This is a genomic window from Archangium violaceum (genome assembly GCF_016887565.1).
Lineage (GTDB): Bacteria > Myxococcota > Myxococcia > Myxococcales > Myxococcaceae > Archangium > Archangium violaceum_B.
On the sequence record NZ_CP069396.1, the window covers coordinates 7,573,357 to 7,591,527 of the forward strand.

Here is an 18,171-nt window from a genome sequence, read left to right on the forward strand (position 1 = left end):
GTCATGTACTCGCAAGATTCCTACGACGCGGGAGTCTACTGGGCGTGCCGCAGGGAATCCGCCGAGGAGTGCGCCCGTCGCGCGGAGTCCTTCTTCCGCCTTCTTTCGTCCTGTGACCCCATCTATGCCGACTGGTTCGAGCAGGCGAACTCACTCAAGAAGGCACTCCAGCTCCGATTCGAGCCCAACTACGAAACGTTTCTGCGCTTCTTCAAGAAGAAGGCGTACCAGAACGGCCCGGGAGAGATTTCCTTCTCGGCATGGACAGGGCACGAGGAGGACGGACGCGGCGGCGCGGTGAGCCTCACGTGCGGCGCCTGCTCGAAGTTCTACAGCAACGTCTGTTTCCTCTACCTGCCCTGGGCGGGACCGGAAGAGGAGCGTGTACTCACCGTGCCCGTTCTGACCCAGGTGATGCGTGCCTTGATTCTGGCCTGGGAACCGGATGATGGTGGAGTCTTCTCGGACGCCTACCAGAGACTGCGAAACGAACCCGTGGGCCCTCCCCGTACGGGCTGGCTGATGTATTTCTCACGCCGCCGAGGAGAGGTGCCGGCCCTGCCAGAGCCCGTACGTGTCGAGCCGGTGGAGGACAAGGGCACACTCGTCATCCTCACTCCGGAGCGCTTCACCGTGGACGACCCGGCACACGTCGCCCTGGCCAGTGAAGTACGCGCGGTGCTCGACCGAGCGGGATTGCTGAAGGAGTACGAACCGGCCCCCGCCCATTGACCGGGGTCGGGGGCCCGTTTCCGTTCCGCCGCCCCTCAGTACACGACGAGCGGGTGCGGGGCGTAGTAGCCGACGATGGTGAGCACCGGCAGCTTGGGGGCCGCCTCGTCGTCGTCGTCGCCGCTCGAGGTGATGCGCATCCCGTCGAAGCGCGCGAGCACCACGAAGTCCTTGCCCGGCGCGAAGAAGGGATCCGGCTGCGCCAGGCGGCCGAGGGCCTCACGGCCGGTCTCGTCGGCCAGGTTGTCGAAGCGCTGCACCGTGGTCGAGCTCTGCTCCCGCTCGCTGGTGGAGAGCTGCCCGCCCAGGTTGGCGCGACCCAGCATCCCCGCGTCGCCACCCACCGTGCCGGAGCGGATCGACGCCGTGTCCTTGCGCGTCGAGTACCCCACCGGCTGCTCACTGGCCACCGACGTCAGCCCCTGCTCGACGAGCCACACCGTGGGCTTGTCCCCCTCGCTGCGCACGTCCGCCACCTGGGCGCGCAGCAGCAGGTAGCGGCCCTTGTACACCTCGGGCTGCGCCACGGCGGCCGTCAGCCCGAAGATGGGCACCTTGCGCGCGTGCAGCAGCCGCAGGTCTCCCTCCACGCTGCCTCCACGCTGCGCCACCACCTGGGCCAGCAGCTGCGCTGCATCCGGCCGGGTCCGCAGCTCCTCGGCCCACGCGTTGCCCAGCACCGCGCCCAGCAGCGTGAAGTGGGTGCCCTCCACGCAGGACTTCAGCGCCGTCCAGGCATCGTCGCGCGAGGTGGGCAGCAGCCTGCGCGCCGCCGCCTCGCACTGCGCCGGAATCGTGAAGCGCGTCGCATACGCCTTGGGCTCCACCAGCGGCGCGGGCTCCGTCCGGGCCGCGGGCGCTGGCCGCCCCTGCGCCGCGAACGAGTCGGGCACCGCTGTCTCCTCCACCGTGTGCGTGTGCCTCGTCGAGCCACACCCCACCACGGCCAGCGTGCACAGCAGGGCCGCGCTCGAGCGCGCGGCCACCTTCGAGAGCTTCTGGAGGGTCGACATGGTTCCTCGTTCCATTCCGCCGGCCGCCATCACAGCGACCCCGCGGACTTGTCCGGCTCCTGGGTCGGGCGGGACAGGGAGGCCACCGTCGCCCTCATGGTGACGTCCTGCAGCAGCTCGGACAGTTGGTGGTAGCAGTGCCGCGCGGCCGGCGCGAAGCGGCCCTTCGCGTCGATGATGGGCAGCTTCCCCTCCAGGCCACAGGCGTCCTCGGTGGTGTCGGCGTACTTGCGCTCGCACAGCGCCACGAGGTTCTTGTCCGTCGCGCTTCCCGAGGGCGGCTTCGCTGCCTGCGCGCACAGCGTGTGGCCGATGTCCTTGAGCGTGCGGACGTTGCTGGCCGCCTGCGCCTGCACATCGGTGGAGGACGGAGCGGTCACCTCGGCCTCGAAGACACATTCGCGGCCCGCCCGCAGCGTCTCCACCGTGCAGGCCCAGGCCGTTGGCGACTCATCCGCCTTGGGAGGCGCGGCGAGCGCATCGGGCGACAGCTTCGCGCCAGGGGCGTCGGGAGCCGAACAGAGAAGGGCAAGGATTACAGCGGTGATCATGGTGCCCCCAGAGTAGGACCAACTCGTCTCGTACTCAAACCCGACCCCGGGGCGCCAGGCAACCGGGAGTTCGCCTCGTGCATGGTGGCAATCACTGACTAGCTTCCATTCGTTGCAACCAGACATCTGGTGACAGGTGTCTCGGGGTCCGGCGTCCCCGGGCCAGGGCCGGAGGATGGCGTGCTCCGGAGGGGGGTGGCCCATGCGGTCTTCCGTGCGAAAGCGTGCCGTCACGCGGCTCCTGTTGGTGTGTGTCCTGCTGTGCTCCTGCGACGGCCCGGTCATCCTCCGGGGACCCGCCGCACGGCCCGATCTGGTCGAGGGTCCACTGCCGGTGAAGCTCTCCATCCAGGCGGTGGATCCCTCTGGAGGGGCGCTCACCTACACCTGGAAGCAGTGGCCCGAGTCTCCCGAGGGGACGTTCAGTGATCCCGGCTCGCCCTCGCCCACCTGGCTGGCTCCGGTGGTGCGGACGACGAAGCTCTTCACGCTGCGCGTCACCGTGGCGGACGCGCACGGAGGCACCACGCAGGCCGAGGTGCAGGTGAAGGTCCAGCCCCCGTCGGAGCGGAGCAATCGAGCCCCGGTATTCGCCGGGGAACCCGGGGCGTCTCCCTCCCAGGTGAGGGCCGGGGACACCCTCACCCTGTCGGCGCTGGCGCATGATCCGGACGGAGATGCCCTCACGTACCTCTGGCGCCAGCTCGGGCCCGGGCCCCAGGGCACCTTCGTGTCGGGCCCGGAGGGAGCGAGCGTCACCTGGTACTCGCCCGAGGTGGGCACCGGGACGGACTTCTCCTTCGAGGTGCTCGTCTCGGACGGCCATGGCGCCCCGGTACGCCGGATGGTGACCGTGCCGGTGCGGATGCCCAGGTACGCCGAGGACATCCAGGTGCTCTGGGACTCGCTGTGCACCCGGTGTCACGGCCGGAGCGGCGGGTTGGATCTCTCGCCGGGCCAGAGCCACGCGGCGCTCGTCGGGGTGAAGGCCCTGACCCGGGGCTGCACCGACTGCCTGCGGGTGGACCCCGGCAACCCGGAGGAGTCCGCGCTCGTGATGAAGCTCTCCGGCACGCGCTGTGGCAGCCGCATGCCGCGCAACGACCCGGACTACTTCGACACCCACCCGGGCGAGCTCGTGCGCATCCGCTCGTGGATCCTCGGCGGAGCGGCGGAGGACTGATCCCCCTCCCCTGTCAAGCCCGCTCGCCTGCCCACCGGGACTCCAGGCGTATGCTTCGTTCTGGAAATTCCGGTTTTGGACAGTTAGACTGGGCGGCCCGTGGCTGCGCGAGACTCACAGTCCTGGGGCCATCGATTGTGGCCCGCGGCGACGTTCCAGTTCGCCCTCATCGCCAGCGTGACGCAGCTGAAGACGGCTGCCAACGCGCTCGTCCTGTCACGCTTCGAGTCGCACACGATGCCCTACCTGTACCTGGTGGGCGCGTTGCTCGTGGCGGCGCTGACGGTGCTTCCGCGCAAGGAGCCCCACGCGCGCAGTGAGTCCCTCAGCATCCTCACCGGGGTGGGAGCGCTGATGGTGCTGGGGCTGGCCACGGGCGTGTCCGTGGGCCAGCGGATTCCGGCGCTGGTGCTGTACCTCTTCGTGGACGCCTTCACGACGTTCATCTCCCTGCGCTTCTGGGGGCGGATGGCGTCGGCCTTCGACGCGCGAGAGGCCCGGCGGGCCTTCACCGTGCTCAACGGCATCGGCATGGCGGGAGGCATGCTGGGGGGACTGCTGGTGCAGGGACTGGCCGAGCGGCTCGGCACCGCGGCCATCGTGGCGGGCGGAGCGCTGTCCCTGTGCGCCGCGGCGGTGGCCATCCACTTCCACCAGAGCGAGGCGCCCCAGCCGCGCGGCCGCCACCTGGCCCCCTCCGTCGCGGCCTGGGAGTACCTGGCCACCAGCAGCTATGCCCGCGTGCTGGCAGCGCTCGGGGTGAGCTTCGCGCTGCTGTCCTCCTTCGTGGACTACCTCTTCCGCCTGCGCGTGGCGCGCACCCTCAGCGAGGACGGGCTGGCGGCGCTCTTCGGCTCGCTGCAGCTGTGGATCGGCCTGGTGTGCGTCATCTTCCAGCTCCTGCTGGCCGAGCGGCTGCTCAAGCGGCTGGGGCTGATGCGCTACCTGGCGCTGCTGCCGGGAGCCATGGCGCCGCTGGCGGTGGCCTCGCTGGTGACGAAGGAGCTGTGGCCGGTACACCTGCTGCGGCTGCTGGAGAACGCGGTGAACTACTCGCTGCTGCCGGTGGGCGTGCAGCTGCTGTACGCGGCGGTGCCGGACACCGAGCGCGAGGCGCTGCGCGGCGCGGTGGACGGGCTGCTGCGCAAGGGCGGCACGGTGCTGGCGGGCGTGCTGCTCATCGGCGCGGGCCGCTCGGCCGACGGCCGCACCATGGCGCTGGCGGTGGTGGGCCTGTGCGGACTGCTCGGCGTGCTGCTGCTGCGCCTGCGGCCGGCCTACGTGGAGGCGCTGGGTGAGCAGGTGGGCGCCCAGGACGAGGAGGAGCTGGGCCGGGAGGATCGCCGGTTGCTGGTGGAGGCGCTGGGCTCGAGCGCGCCGGATCGCGTGCTGCACGCGATGGAGATCATGGCGCAGGAGGGGCTGCCCCTGCGGCCCCACCTGCCCGTGCTGCTGCGCCACTCGCACGAGCGGGTCCAGGAGCGCGCCGTGACCCTGGCGCAGGAGCTGGAGGCCACCGAGACGGCGCCGCTGCTGGAGGAGCTGGTCACCCAGGGCACCCGCCGTCCCAGGGACAGCGCGGTGTGGGCGCTGGCGAAGCTGGCGCCGGAGCGGGCCGAGGTGCTGCTGCCACCGCTATTGCAGAGCCCGGACGTGGGGCTGCGCTGCGCGGCCATTGGCGCCCTGCTGAGCACCCGGTGGCGCGCGGCGGCGCTCGTGTCGCTGGGAGCGCTGGCGGCGCGTGGCTCGCAGGCCCCGGTGGCGGATCGCCGCGAGGTGGCCCGGCTCTTCGGCCGGCTGGGAGATCAGAGCTACACGCCCATGCTGACGACGTTCCTGGGCGATCTGGACAGCTCGGTGCGGCGGGTGGCGGTGCGCTCCGTGGGCGAGGGCGGCTACGTGAAGCTGGCGCCCCGGCTGCTGACGTACCTCACCTGGCGCGAGGAGCGGCGCGAGGCGCGCGAGGCCCTGGCCGCCCTGGGCGACGAGGTGACGCCGCTGCTGGAGGCCACGCTCAATGACCTGTCCGCGCCGCTGACCATGCGGCTGCAGGTGCCGCGCGTGCTGCGCCGCATCGGGACGCCGGCGGCGTTGCACGCCCTGCTCTTCTCCAACGTGCGCGACGATGCCCGGCTGCACTTCCGCATCGGCGCGGAGCTGTCGCGCCTGCGCGACGAGCACCCCGAGCACCCGGTGGACGAGGATCGCGTCCGCGAGGCGCTCGTGCGGCGCCGCGACGTGTACCGGGCCATGGTGGGGCCCTTCCGCGACTTGCGCGCGGAGCTGGGGGACCACTCGCTGCTCACGCGCGTGGTGGGAGACCGGTTGGATCAGGCGCTGGAGCTGTCCTTCTTCCTGCTGGGCCTGCTGCACCCGCCCCAGGTGATGCGGCGCGTGCACCAGCACGTGGCGGGACAGGACGCGCGGCGGCGGGCGTACGCGCTGGAGCTGCTGGAGACGCTCACCAACGAGGAGGACCGGTCGCTGGTGCGGGAGCAGGTGGAGTCGCACCACCGGGATCTTCCCCCGGGCACGCCGGGCCAGTTGGAGGCGCACCTCGCGTGGCTGTGCCGCAGCGAGGATGTGATGCTGCGCGCGTGCGCGCGCTACGTGGCGGGAAGGATCGGCATGGACCTGCCGCCCGCCCAAGAGGGAGACATGAGCCAGGCGACGGTGCAGAAGCTGTTCCTCCTCGAGGAGGTGCACGTCTTCTCGCAGAGCGACGTGGACGACGTGGCGGCGGTGGCGGCGATCGCCCGCGAGGCGCGCTTCCGCGCGGGCGAGCGCGTCTACAGCCAGGGAGATCCGGGTGACGCGCTCTACGTCATCATCGAGGGCTCGGTGGACGCGCTCAGCAACGGCGAGCACGTGCTGCGGATGAAGGCCAAGGAGACGTTCGGCGACCTGAGCCTGCTGGACGGCGCGCCCCGCCCCAACGACATCATCGCGGTGGAGGACACGCGGGTGCTGGTCATCGACCGGCGCGACTTCCTCGATCTGCTGGCGGACCGTCCGGAGCTGCTGACGGGCTTCTTCCGCGCGGTGAGCCAGCAGATGCGCGCCTTCATCCAGTCGGCCGAGACGCGCCAGACGGGCGAGGTGGTGGAGCTGAAGAAGGAGGAGGGAGCGCCCCCGGAGCCGGAGCAGAAGCGGCCCCTGGCGGGCTAGCCGCGAGGAGGTGGGTGGCGGCCACGGGGATGACGGGCCGGAGGAAGCACTTCACCAGCGGGAGCACCGCCAGCGCCCGCCCCACCGCGAGCCCACTGAGCACCCAGGGCTGCCGCTCCACGCTGGCGGCCGGGGAGAACAGGGGCCGGGTGTGTTTCGTCCACATCGAGCCGTACTTGCCGAACGGTCCCCACCGCAAAAGCGGAATGCGCGAGGCCAACCACCCCCAGCCTCGCAGGAACCAGGGCTCTCGCGGCTCCGTCTCGGCCCAGGCCCGGGCGCTCTTGCCAGCGGTGTAGACCACGAACCACCAGGCGCCCCAGAGGGACAGCATCACCGGGAAGAGCAGCGTCCCACCCGGGATGACCTTCTTGGCGGCCCAGAGCAGCGGCAACCCGAGGGAGAACACCACCAGCGCCTGCCAGCGGCGCCTCATCTTCTTCCCCAGCCACTGGGTATTGAGCCGGACGCGCGGGGTGAGCGGTTCATCCTCTGGCACCTGACCCATCTTCAGGCTCAGCTCGCGGGTGAGCGCCGTGTGGTAGTCGCGCGAAAGGGCGATGACGATCCACTGGGGAATCTGTAGCGAGGAGTAGAGCGCCGCCCAGTACACGAACTGCCTGTTCCACGCGTCGGGCCTGAGGGACTCCACGGCGTCCTCACCCGAGGAGCCCGAGCACGACACCGCCAGCGCCAGGACGACGACCGCCTGGGTGACACACACCATCAGGTACCGCCGCCGGACCTCCCTGTCCGCCAGGAGGACCCGCATCAGGTGGAACGGCAGGCAGAGGCCATGGACGAACTGGCCCACCCGGTCCGTTGGGGCTGAAACCTTCCCGGGTTGGAAGTGTCCGGCGCCTCGACGCACGTCCTCCCATACCGGCCGCTCGGGAGCGGAGGACGGCGCGGAATCAGGAGGTGGGACGTCCTTCTGACGGCTCAGCACGCCGCGGACGCTAGCACGGCGTGACACGAGAGTGCCCGCCACCCCTTTTTGACGATCCCCGGGGGGAGGTGTGCTATTCGCGCGGGCGTATCGCCAACAATCCAGGTGCCCTCATGCATCGAGAGTCCGTTTCCAAGCCGGTGTCGGGTGGGATGAGCCCGTGGCGCCGTGCTTCCGGTGTGGTGGCGCTCGCCCTTCTGGGCACGCTCACCGGCTGCGACAAGAATTCCACCCAGGAGAACAAGCCCGCCGAGACGGCCCAGCCGTCGCAGCAGGCTCCCGCGACACCGCCGGCGCCGAAGCCGGTCACGGTGACGGTCCTCGTCACCGGCAGCCCCAACGGCCAGCTGCTGCCGCGCACCGAGGGCGAGAAGACGACCCCCGGCGCCGCGGAGCTGCTCGGCTGGTGGACAGCCAACGAGAAGCACTGTGCCGGCCAGGTGAAGGAGGACGGCAAGGCGGCCTGTAAGGATGGCGCCACGCTGGCGCTGTCCATCGGCGACTCGTGGAACGGCCCGGCCATCTCCACCTTCTTCTATGGAGAGCCCACCTCGGCGGTGATGGGGCGCATGGGCTTCGCCGCCTCGGCCCTGGGCAACCACGAGCTGGACTACGGGCGCGAGCAGTTCCAGAAGAACCAGCAGCTGGGCGGCTTCCCCTTCCTGGCGGCCAACCTGAAGGTGAAGGACGCGGCGCTGGCGCAGGGCTGGGAGCTGCCGGCGTTCAAGGTGTTCGATCGCCAGGGCCTGAAGGTGGGCGTGGTGGGCCTGACGTCGCCCAAGACGGTGACCACGGCCATGGCCGGGCGCGCCGAGGGGCTGGAGACGATCTCCGACGAGCAGGCGCTGTCGAGCGCGGTGCCCGAGGCGCTCAAGGCCGGTGCGGACACGGTGGTGGTGCTGGCGGACGAGTGCCCCAGCGACCTGCAGGCGGTGGTGGGCAAGCACCCCGAGTGGAAGGTGTCGCTGGTGGCCGGTGGCCGCTGCGCGCAGCCGGTGGACACGAAGGAGGGCAACACCACCTACGTGTCGCTGGGACTGGGCTTCGACAAGTACCTGCGTGCCGCCTACACCTTCGATGCGTCCAAGCCGGAGGGTGAGCAGGTCACCGGCGTGGAGACGAAGGTGGTGGAGGTGACGGGTGGCGAGGGAGCTCCGGCGCCGGACGCCGAGGTCGCCAAGATGGTCGCCGACTACAAGACGCGGCTGGACACGGCGCTGGGCGAGGAGATCGGCTTCGCGAAGAAGGGCTTCGACAAGGGCTCCAAGCAGCTGGCGAGCTGGGTGACGCGCGCCATCCAGGAGCAGCTGAAGACGGACGGGGTGGTGCTCAACCGCAAGGGCCTGCGCGAGGGCCTGCCGGCGGGCAAGGTGACGAAGGGCAGCGTGTACTCGGTGCTGCCGTTCGAGAACTCGATGATGGTGGTGAAGGTGAAGGGGGACGAGCTGGTGAAGCAGCTGTCCAACCCGGAGGCGGTGTTCTCGGGCTTCACGGCGGCGGGCAAGGGCAAGTTCAAGGACGCCAAGGGCAAGCCGGTGGATCCGAAGAAGGAGTACACGGTCGCGACGATCGAGTACCTCTACTTCGGGGGAGACGGCTTCGGGTTCGAGCAGTTGGATCCGAACCCGGGCGAGACGGGCATGTCGTGGCAGACGCCGGTGATCGACTGGACGAAGGAGCAGGCCACCACCGAGGCCAAGCCACTCGACAAGGTGGTCAAGTAAAGCGGACGACCTCCGACGAGGTCCCCGGGGTCCGGTGTCCCCCCCTACCCCTCTCCCTCCGGGAGAGGGACGGGGTGAGGGTACCGGGCCCCTCGTTTTTTCACCCGTGCTTCCACCGGTCCCGAGCGGCCCACAGGGCCTCGAAAGCGGCCACGGCGCCCATCTCCAACCGGACATCGACGACATCCGACAACTGGGTGCGCCCCGGGTTGATCTCCACGGTGGGGAGCCCGCGAGCCGCGGCCTCGAGCACGGGTCCGTTGATGTACGGGAACAAGCTCGAGGTACCAATGGAGAACACCACGTCGAAGCCGCGGAAGAGCGCCCGCTCCATCAGCGCCACCTTCGAGGGAGGCAACAGCTCCTCGAAGAGGACGACCTCGGGGCGCAGCACGGCGCCACACCTGGGACACGACGGGCACGGCGCCAGCTGGGAGTAATCCGCGACGCGCTCGGAGAACGAGCAGCGCGTACAGCGCAGGTCATGGATGTCGCCGTGGATGTCGATGACATGCTTCGAGCCCGCGGCCTTGTGGAACCCGTCGACGTTCTGGGTGAGGACCCAGCAGTGCTCGAAGCAGCCCTCGAGGAGCGCGAGAACCTCATGGGCGCGGTTGAAGGAGGCGCCGCGGCAGGCCTGCTCGATCCGGTGGATGTGGTGCCAGGTCAGCTCGGGCCGGCGCCGGAACATGCTCCCCGAGAGCGCCACCTCGATGGGAATACCCTCCTCGGTGTGCTCGTCATTGTAGAGCCCACCGATGCCCCGGTACGTGGGGATGCCCGACTCCGCGGAGATTCCGGCGCCCGTGACGAACAGCACACTCCGGGCCCGGGACAGGTGCGCGATGACGCGCTCGAGCGCTGTGTCCATGAGGGGAGCGTCGCAGTGCTGGCGAGCCCCTCGCAAGCCCGAACCCGGAGGAGAGTAGACCCCGAGGCACTCGGCTACCCGGCGCAGGCCTCCTGGGCCACCGCCTCGCCGAGGGCGACGTACGCGGGAGGAGCATCTCCGGCGGGCAGCTCGAGGATGAAGGTGGCGCCCTGCCCCCGCCCGGCACTGACGCAGGAGAGCGAGCCATGCATCTCCTCGGCGGCCAGCGCGCTGATGTGCAGCCCGAAGCCGTGCCCGTCCTTCTTGGTGGTGAAGCCCTGGGTGAAGAGGCGCGGCAGGTGCTCCGGGGCGACCCCTATCCCGGTGTCGGCCACCTCGATGCGCAGCCGCCCTCCCGTCCCCGGCCCCACCCGGAGCGTGAGCAACCTCTCCGGGCTGTCCCCCTCCAGGAGCGCGTGGCGCGCGTTGCTCAAGAGGTTGAGCAGGATCTGCAACAGCTTGTGCCTGTCCCCCCAGACGGGCGGCAGCGGGACATACTCGCGCCGGACCTGGATGCCCACCTGCTCGAAGGAGAGGGAGTGCAGGCGCAGCGCGTCGTCGAGCAGCTCGGGCACCGGCAACGACTCCACCACCTCGGAGTGGCGCGCGTGCCGCTGCTGCATGCTCACCACGGCCTTGATGTGATCCACGCTGGAGCACAGCGTGTGCATCTCCGTCAGCGCCGCCTCGCGCTCCTGCGCGAGCTGGCGTGAGAGCAGCTTCAGGTAGGCCGGGAACTGCCGCCCTCGCGGGTCGCTGGTGAAGAAGGCGCCCAGGTCCGCCGAGTGCTCGTCCAGCAGTTGCGCCGCCCGGCCCATGCTGGGCACGTGCATGCCGAGCAGCCGCTCCGTGACCACACCCGCCGCGACATTCACGCTGTTGAGCGCGTTGCCCACGTTGTGCAGCACGCCCGTGGCGATCTCCGCCATGCCCGCCTGGCGCGACACCTCCAGCAGGCTGCGGTGCATCTCGCTCAACCGGGCCTCGGCCTGCTTGCGCACGGTGATGTCGCGTCCGATGAGCGTCGTGCCCACCACGCGCTTGCCCTCCCCCCATACGGGACTGAGGAGCAGCTCCATCGTGAAGGTCCCCTCCCCCAACGAGATGAGCTTCTCCTGCCTCACGCGCTCTCCGCCGAGCGCTCGGGCCAGCAGCTCGCGCCAGAACCCCTGATCCTCCCGGGTGGAGAGGTTGAAGGCGGGCTCGCCCGGCAACAGCTCCCTGCCCGCCAGCTGCCGGAAGAGCCGTCTCGCCGTGTCGTTGGCGGTGAGCACGCGCTCCTCGGCGTCCAGGGAGAGGATCAGATCATCGGTGCTCTCGATGAGACTGACCAGCTTGCCCTCGCTCTCGCCCAGCGTCCGCAACGTCCGCTCGACCGTGGCCTGCGCCTCGTCCCGAGCCAGGACGAAGAGCCAGCCCACCGCCCAGGCGCACAGGACGTAGAAGGCCGCGAAGGCACACCGCCCCCACTCGGAGAACGTCGGAGCGTCCACGGCGTACAACGGGAAGACGAGGCCCACGCTCACGCTGGTGAGCGCGGAGAAGAGCAGGCCCAGGCGCCATCCCACCAGGTAGACCGATACCACCGGGATGAGCATGATCGAGGCGTGCGTGGCCAACGCCAGGCTCCTCATGTGGAGGATGCTGATGAGGATCCCCAGCGTCATCAGGGTGCACAACAGCAGCGCCACGTACCGGGTCGAGGACGACTGGCGCAGCTGCATCAGCGCCGCCCCGAAGCCCACCAGGCAGATCCAGCACACCGCGACGATGCCCCAGGGCGAGCCCGGCTTCGACCACAAGTACAGCAGGGCCAGCAGATCACACGCGAGCAGGCCACAACACACCCCGACGAGCAGCCGGGCCCGGCTGAGCTCGACCGGAGGCGCCCGGCGCAAGGACTCCGAGAGAAACCCATCCAACGGCGCGATGAACCACGCATGCGGATCCTGGCCCATCATGTTGCCCCCCAGTCCAAGTCTGTTCCGGAGAGCATCGGCTCCCCTCCCGGGGAGTTCAAACGCCCGGACGGCCATCTGCGGCAATCCGGATAATCCCCGTGGATCCGGCAAGCGTGGGTGCGAGTTCGGAGGGGACTCTGGCGTCCCCGAAGAGCGCATGACGTGGACTGGGAAACACTACGCGCCGCCGGATGATCTCCCCCGGGAGCGGGAATCGCGTCGCATCAGGCGCTGTGGAGCTCGATGGGCAGGGACTGGCGCGTGGGCAGGTGGACCGTGAACGTGGTGCCGTGCGCGGGAGTCGATTGGACCTCGATGCGCCCGCCGTGCGCCTGGACGATCTGGCTCACGATGAAGAGACCCAGGCCCACCGAACCCCGGCCATCGCTCCGGCCCCGCCGGAAGGGCTCGAACAAGACCGGCAGGACGTCCGGGGGAATGGCGGGACCGGTGTTGTGGACCTCGAGGTGGCACTCGCCCTGGTGGGCGCTGACGTGAAGCGTGACCGGTGACTCCGGATGGCCGTACTGGAGCGCGTTGCCCAAGAGGTTCGAGAACACCTCCGCCAGCCGATGGGCGTCCCACGCTCCGCACACCTGCTCGGCGACGAACTCGATGTCCCGGTTGGGGAACACGGTCCGGGCCTCGTCGATGACGGTCCGGGCGACGTCATCCAACCGCGTCTCCGCGATGTCCAGCGGCAACCCTCCCTGCTCACGGACACGGGCGTACTCGAGGATCTCGTCCACGAGATGCCGTGCACGCTCCACGCTGGAGAGGATCCTCCGGACGCTCACCACATCGCCGTCGCGGAGGGAGCCCCGCCTCGAGAGCGACTGGGCCGCGAGCGAGATGGCGCCCAGTGGATTCTTCAGATCATGTGCGATGACGGGGAGGAGGCGCGCGAGCATCGGGTCCCCCGCGACGTCCCGGCTCCCGGCCCCAGGGGTGCTTCGCGACTGGAGACGGGCCACCTCCTGCCGCAGCTCGACCTGGGAGAGCGCGTTCTGCGCGGCATCGGCGATGACGCCGAGCAGGAACAGCTCCCGCTCGGTCGCCTTGTGCGTGCGGGCCCAGTAGGCGCCAATGGCACCGAGGGGTCGCTCGTGTCCGATCGGCATCATGGCGAGGCTCTTGACGAACGTGGGACGGTACGCCTCGATGGGGATCCGCGAGTCGACGTACACGTCCTCGATCACCGCCGTCCGACGGTGCAGGATCGCCCACCCGGAAATGCACTCCGTCGCGGGAAACCGGCGTCCCTTCCAGAGGGGCGTGGGAGCCTCCTCCTCCGCGTAGTAGACGTACTCGCCATCGCACAGGACGAAGGAGACACCATCGGAACCCAGGAGCTGCTTCACCTGGGTACAGACCCGTCGGGCCACCGTGTGGACATCGGGAGCCTGGGACAGGGAGCGAACAGCCTCCAGCAGAAGAAGGGCGTCCTGGAACGAGACTCCCGCGATCTCAGCTCGATCGCTCAAATCCATGCGCATCCGCCCCTGGTGCTCCGCGTAGGGTTGGGAGTCCGGGGCCACCGCGCTCCAGGCTCAGAGGAGGAAACGGCGGCGGTCCGCGACCGCGTTCCCAGGCCCCGAAAGCCGCCACTGGTCGCCTGGTGGCCATGCCATGAAGCATGGGAGCGACTACACTGCGGCCCCACGCTGCTGGCATGTCTCGCTCCCTCGCTCCTCCTACTCCGGCGCCTCCCCTGTCCCTGGTCCTCGACACCAACGTGGTCCTGGACATCCTGGTGTTCGACGACCCCTTCTCCCGACCCCTCGTGGAGGCCCTGACGTCGGGCCGGGCCATCGCGTGGGCCGATGCGGAGACCCTGGGAGAGCTGGAATATGTCCTCGCCTACCCCTCCTTCGCGCTGGACGAGGCGGCCCGGCGGACGGCCTCCGAGCGCTACCGGAGCCTCCTGCGCATGGCGCCCGAGGCCACCGGTGCGCCACCGCCCCTGCCCCGCTGCCGGGACCGGGCTGATCAGAAGTTCCTCGTCCTCGCGGCGCGCGTCGGAGCCCACTGGCTGGTGAGCAAGGACAAGCGGGTGCTCGCGCTCGCCGGACGGCATGACGTGCCGTTCGACATCCTCACCTCCCGGCGGGCCTCGGAGCGGCTGCGCCCGACCGAGCGCTGAGCGACGGAGCCCGCGTCAGGGCACCCGCTCCGGGTCGCGCCGCTCGGCGTCCCGCACCGTTTGCCGAAGCTCGGAGATGCGGCGCCGCGCCCACTCCGGCGCGAGCTCGAGCTCCTCCGGGAAGAAGAGATCCTCTCCGACTCCGTCGACGCGGACCTGGATGAGCGGATCCTCCGGGTACTGGACCGCCGGGTCGTCGAACACGAGCGACACCACCACGCCGGTGCGGCCGAGGAACAACTGGCTGAGGGTGCCATCCGACGAGGCGCTGACGATCTTCACCGTCTCGCCGATCCGCACGGGCGCACCTTCCACGTCCTCCAACAGGATGAGAGAGGGATCCTGGATCATCATGGTGCGAAAGACCGGGGAAGGAGGGACCGCGAGACCGCGAGCGTCACGACGGCGACGATCGCCCAGGCCGACAGGTGGTAGCCCAGGACGTGCCGCCAGCCCTGGGAGCACGCCAGCTCTCCCACGAAGGCCCCCGTCACCCCCACGGACAGGCCCGCCAGCAGGGCTCGCAACGGGCGGAAGGCGGCGCTGCGCAGGAAGACCACGGCCACCACCAGCGGGATGAGCCCCACGCCGACGTGACTGGCCGTGCAGACCCAGCCCGGCAGGGTGGGCTCGGCATGGACCGAGCCCCGCGTGAAGACGAGCGACGCGGCGCTGGCCAAAGCCATCCCCACACCGAGCAACCTCAGGCGGTACCCGCGCGGCGCGAGCGAGCCCCAGGCACACACCGCGCTGGTGAACCACAGCAGCGCCAGCAGGGGCGCGCGGCCAAGCAGGAAGGCGCCGGAGGTCGCGCCCAGGGCGAGCATCACCCCGGCCACCGCCGCCGTCATGATCGCCGAGGCCGCGAACACCCACGCGGCCTCCGTGCGCCAGTTGCGCACCGGCGGGTTGCGGGCCAGCTCCCCGCGAGCAGCGGCCAGGGCCCGTTCGCGCGCGGCGCCACCCGTCCGCGGCTCCTCCCTGAGCAACAGGTCGATGGGCGATTCCATCAGGCGTCCCCCAGCTCGCCCAGCAGCAGCCGGAGCTTCTCGTATCCACGGTGTGCACGCACGCGGGCCGCGCCCACGCGGATGCCTCGCAGCTCGGCGATCTCCTCGAAGGACCAGCCCTCGACCTTGCTGAGGATGACCGCCTCGCGCTGCTCCGGAGGCAACTGCTGCAGCGCGTCCTCGATGCGCTTGCGCATTCCCGGATCTCCCACGCCGGGCGCGACCGACGAGGGCGCGGCGTCGGGCTCCTGGGAGAACGCCTCGCTGTGCTGGCGGCGTCGCAGCGCATCGCGCGCCGCGTTCGCCGCGATGGTCAGCAGCCAGGGCGCGAAGCGGGTGCCCGGCTCGAACCTCCCCCTGGCGCGGATGACCGACAGGAACGTCGTCTGCAGCAGGTCCTCCGCCAGGGGCCCGTCCCGCACCATTCGCGTCAGGAAGCCCTGCACCCGTCCGGAATGCCGGGCGAAGAGGACCTCGAACGCGTCGTGTTCACCGTTGCGGAATCGTTCCATGAGCTCTTCGTCCGTCTGACTCCCCATCCTCGAGCTCACGTACGTTCCACCCCCAAAAACGTTTCCGCGTCCGGCACCGTAGGCCGCTCGGCCCGCAAGGTGGCGAGAAGATTGGGGAAACTGTCCGCCCGCTACCGCGCCGCGCCGAACTGCCGCAGCAGCCACGTCCGGAAGGCGCCCACCTTGGGTTGCCGGTTGCCCCGCGCCGTGGTGAGCAGGAAGTAGCCCCGGCCATCCACGGCCTCACCCGAGAAGGGCCGCACCAGCCGTCCACTCTGGAGCTCGCGCTGCACGAGGGTGCTGCGCGCGATGGCGATCCCCTGCCCCGCCTCGGCCGCGGAGAGCACCGCCGCCAGCTCGCTGAAGCGGGGGCCTCGCGCCGGGTCCACGCCGGTGGCGCCCACGGCCTTCAGCCAGCTCGCCCAGTCGGGCGTGTCGGCGAAGTGCAGCAGGGAGTGCCTCGACAGGTCCGTCACGCTGCGCAGCGGGCGGCCCCCGTGCAGCAGCGAGGGGGCACACACGGGGAACAGCCGCTCCTCGCCCAGCGCGTCCACCACCACGCCCGGCCAGGGGCCCTCGCCGAAACGGATGCTCACGTCCGCCTCGCCCCGGCCGAGCTCCACCTCGTCACGTGAGCTGTCCACCCGGAGATCGATCCACGGGTGGGCCTCGCAGAAGCCGCCGAGCCGCGGCGCCAGCCACCGGATGGAGAAGGCGCGAGGCACGCCCACCAGCAGGGTGGCCGCCGTGGGCTTCGCGTTGACGCGGTCCACCGCCCAGGAGAGGTCCGCGAAGATGCGCGTGGCGCGCTCGGCCAGCTCGCGGCCCCGCTCGGTGAGCTCCAGGCCCCGCCCGACGCGGTTGAACAGCTTGTTGCCCAGGTGCTCCTCCAGGAGGTGCACCTGCCGGCTCACCGCGCCGTGGGTGACGCCCAGCTCGCGCGCGGCACGTCCCATGTGGCCGTGGCGCGCGGCGGCCTCGAAGGCGCGCAGGGCATTGAGGGGAGGCAGGGGCGCGGACATGCGGGGCTCCGGGGGAACGGTGAGAAAAACTCACCACACCCGGGCACCTTAATCGATTGTCGGAACAGGTGCCGGAGCGCATCTTCGCCCGCGACTTCGAGGAGGAACTTCCATGGCGGCGACGATGCGAGTGGCCCTGCCCCGAGACCTGTGGCGGGAGCAGGCCTGGCGGCGCTGGGTGCTGGCGGCGTTCTTCGCGCGACTGCCCGGGACGATGATGACGTTCGCGCTGTTGCTGGCGGGCCGCGAGGCCACCGGCTCCTTCACCTTCGGCGCGTGGATGGCGAGCGCCTGCTCCGTGGGAGCGGCCCTCGCGGCGCCGTGGCGAGGGCGGATGCTGGATCGCGAGCCGCTGCTCGTGGGCCTGCGGCGAGGGCTGCACTGGCAGGCGCTGCTCGCGGTGGGGCTCGGGGTGGCGGCCCTGCTGCACGCACCGGCGCCGGTGCTGCTGGCCGCGTCCCTGCTGCTGGGCGTGATGCCCTCCGGGGTGCAGGGAGGAGTGCGCGCCCTGCTGGCCTCGGTGGCTCCGGCCTCGCGGCTGGAGGCGGCCTTCGCGCTGGACGCGGTGCTCGTGGAGGTGCAGTGGGTGCTGGGGCCGTTGCTGGTGGGAGTGGCGACGGCCAGCGGCGCGCCCCTGCTCGCGCTGGGGATGATGGGGGCGAGCGCGCTCGTCGCGAGCGCACTGAGCCTGGGCCTGCCCGAGCGTGCGCCGGAACCCGCTCCGGTGGCGGTGCGCGAGGGAACGGGGGTGTGGCGCGCGCCCGGTGCGCTGGCGGTGTTCGGCATGGTGGCGGTGCTGGGCGTGAGCTGGGGCGCGCTGGAGGCGGGAATTCCTCCCCGGCTCGAGGAGATGGGAGCGGGCGCCGCGCTGTGGGGCATGCTGGCCGCGCTCCTGTCCGCCGCCAGCGCCGCGGGAGGACTCGGCTACACCCTGCTCCCCGGCGCGAAGGGACGCGAGGAGGGCACATGGCGCGCGAAGCTGCTGCTGGGAGCGTGGGGCCTGCTGCTGCTGCCGCTCGGGTGGATGGCCTCGGTGCACGGGCTGGCCGTGTGGCTCGTCGCGGCGGGCCTGTTCCTCGCGCCGGTGACGGGGACGTTGACCTTCCTCCTCCAGCGGGCGCTCCCGCCCGGGCGACGGGCCGAGGGCTTCTCCTTCTATAGCGCGTGCTGGTCGCTCGGCATCGCCGGGGGCAGCGCGCTGGCGGGAGTGCTGCTCGACGTCGGGGGCGCGCGCCCGGTGCTGGCCACGGCGGCCCTGCTCCCGCTCGGGGCCGTGCTCCTCGTGGCGGGCGTCGTCCTGAGCCGTTTCCGTCCCGTGACACGCGAATAGGT

General features: G+C 70.7%; 16 protein-coding genes. 6 read left to right on the plus strand and 10 right to left on the minus strand.

Annotation, left to right across the window (positions count from 1 at the left end):
* Positions 1-3: 3 nt before the first annotated feature.
* Positions 4-732 carry an immunity 52 family protein gene (locus JRI60_RS30040; protein ID WP_204219314.1) on the plus strand — a complete coding sequence of 243 codons (729 nt, stop codon included), beginning with the start codon at positions 4-6 and terminating at the stop codon, positions 730-732.
* A 35-nt stretch (positions 733-767) separates the two neighbouring features.
* Here JRI60_RS30040 and JRI60_RS30045 read toward each other — a convergent pair whose 3' ends face one another.
* Together JRI60_RS30045 and JRI60_RS30050 are read right to left on the minus strand one after the other, a co-directional pair.
* On the minus strand, positions 768-1,745 hold the full coding sequence (locus JRI60_RS30045; protein WP_204219315.1) for a hypothetical protein: 978 nt from the start codon (positions 1,743-1,745) through the stop codon (positions 768-770).
* A 29-nt stretch (positions 1,746-1,774) separates the two neighbouring features.
* Entirely contained in the window at positions 1,775-2,296 is a 522-nt protein-coding gene (locus tag JRI60_RS30050; protein WP_204219316.1) for a hypothetical protein, read from the minus strand.
* A 202-nt stretch (positions 2,297-2,498) separates the two neighbouring features.
* Here JRI60_RS30050 and JRI60_RS30055 point away from each other — a divergent pair, with 202 nt between their 5' ends.
* Complete coding sequence (locus JRI60_RS30055; protein WP_204219317.1) at positions 2,499-3,479, plus strand: PKD domain-containing protein; 981 nt, start codon at positions 2,499-2,501, stop codon at positions 3,477-3,479.
* A gap of 99 nt (positions 3,480-3,578) precedes the next feature.
* Positions 3,579-6,647, plus strand: coding sequence for a cyclic nucleotide-binding domain-containing protein (locus tag JRI60_RS30060; RefSeq protein ID WP_204219318.1), 3,069 nt, complete (start codon positions 3,579-3,581; stop codon positions 6,645-6,647).
* Here the strand turns inward: JRI60_RS30060 and JRI60_RS30065 are convergent.
* On the minus strand, positions 6,544-7,596 hold the full coding sequence (locus tag JRI60_RS30065; RefSeq protein WP_204219319.1) for a hypothetical protein: 1,053 nt from the start codon (positions 7,594-7,596) through the stop codon (positions 6,544-6,546). The two genes, JRI60_RS30060 and JRI60_RS30065, sit on opposite strands and share 104 nt — an antisense overlap.
* 113 nt (positions 7,597-7,709) lie before the next feature.
* Here JRI60_RS30065 and JRI60_RS30070 point away from each other — a divergent pair, with 113 nt between their 5' ends.
* Complete coding sequence (locus tag JRI60_RS30070; protein WP_204219320.1) at positions 7,710-9,320, plus strand: bifunctional metallophosphatase/5'-nucleotidase; 1,611 nt, start codon at positions 7,710-7,712, stop codon at positions 9,318-9,320.
* A gap of 100 nt (positions 9,321-9,420) precedes the next feature.
* Here JRI60_RS30070 and JRI60_RS30075 read toward each other — a convergent pair whose 3' ends face one another.
* From JRI60_RS30075 to JRI60_RS30085, 3 genes are all read right to left on the minus strand, one after another.
* Entirely contained in the window at positions 9,421-10,191 is a 771-nt protein-coding gene (locus tag JRI60_RS30075; protein ID WP_204219321.1) for an SIR2 family NAD-dependent protein deacylase, read from the minus strand.
* Between the two features lie 74 nt (positions 10,192-10,265).
* Positions 10,266-12,152, minus strand: a complete 1,887-nt coding sequence (locus tag JRI60_RS30080; RefSeq protein WP_204219322.1) for an ATP-binding protein — start codon at positions 12,150-12,152, stop codon at positions 10,266-10,268.
* A 224-nt stretch (positions 12,153-12,376) separates the two neighbouring features.
* On the minus strand, positions 12,377-13,636 hold the full coding sequence (locus JRI60_RS30085; RefSeq protein WP_204219323.1) for a GAF domain-containing sensor histidine kinase: 1,260 nt from the start codon (positions 13,634-13,636) through the stop codon (positions 12,377-12,379).
* Positions 13,637-13,824: 188 nt separating this feature from the next.
* Between JRI60_RS30085 and JRI60_RS30090 the strand changes: the two genes are divergently transcribed.
* Positions 13,825-14,295 carry a PIN domain-containing protein gene (locus tag JRI60_RS30090; protein WP_204219324.1) on the plus strand — a complete coding sequence of 157 codons (471 nt, stop codon included), beginning with the start codon at positions 13,825-13,827 and terminating at the stop codon, positions 14,293-14,295.
* Between the two features lie 15 nt (positions 14,296-14,310).
* Here JRI60_RS30090 and JRI60_RS30095 read toward each other — a convergent pair whose 3' ends face one another.
* The 4 genes from JRI60_RS30095 to gcvA form a co-directional block, all read right to left on the minus strand.
* Complete coding sequence (locus tag JRI60_RS30095) at positions 14,311-14,646, minus strand: Carotenogenesis protein CarS (RefSeq protein WP_204229151.1); 336 nt, start codon at positions 14,644-14,646, stop codon at positions 14,311-14,313.
* Positions 14,646-15,305, minus strand: coding sequence for a DUF1109 domain-containing protein (locus tag JRI60_RS30100; protein WP_204219325.1), 660 nt, complete (start codon positions 15,303-15,305; stop codon positions 14,646-14,648). The genes JRI60_RS30095 and JRI60_RS30100 overlap by 1 nt, the downstream gene beginning before the upstream one ends.
* On the minus strand, positions 15,305-15,844 hold the full coding sequence (locus tag JRI60_RS30105; RefSeq protein WP_204229152.1) for an RNA polymerase sigma factor: 540 nt from the start codon (positions 15,842-15,844) through the stop codon (positions 15,305-15,307). Before JRI60_RS30105 ends, JRI60_RS30100 begins: the two co-directional genes overlap by 1 nt.
* A 104-nt stretch (positions 15,845-15,948) precedes the next feature.
* Positions 15,949-16,839 carry a transcriptional regulator GcvA gene (gene gcvA / locus JRI60_RS30110; protein ID WP_204219326.1) on the minus strand — a complete coding sequence of 297 codons (891 nt, stop codon included), beginning with the start codon at positions 16,837-16,839 and terminating at the stop codon, positions 15,949-15,951.
* A 112-nt stretch (positions 16,840-16,951) separates the two neighbouring features.
* Between gcvA and JRI60_RS30115 the strand changes: the two genes are divergently transcribed.
* On the plus strand, positions 16,952-18,169 hold the full coding sequence (locus JRI60_RS30115; protein ID WP_204219327.1) for an MFS transporter: 1,218 nt from the start codon (positions 16,952-16,954) through the stop codon (positions 18,167-18,169).
* Positions 18,170-18,171 lie beyond the last annotated feature (2 nt).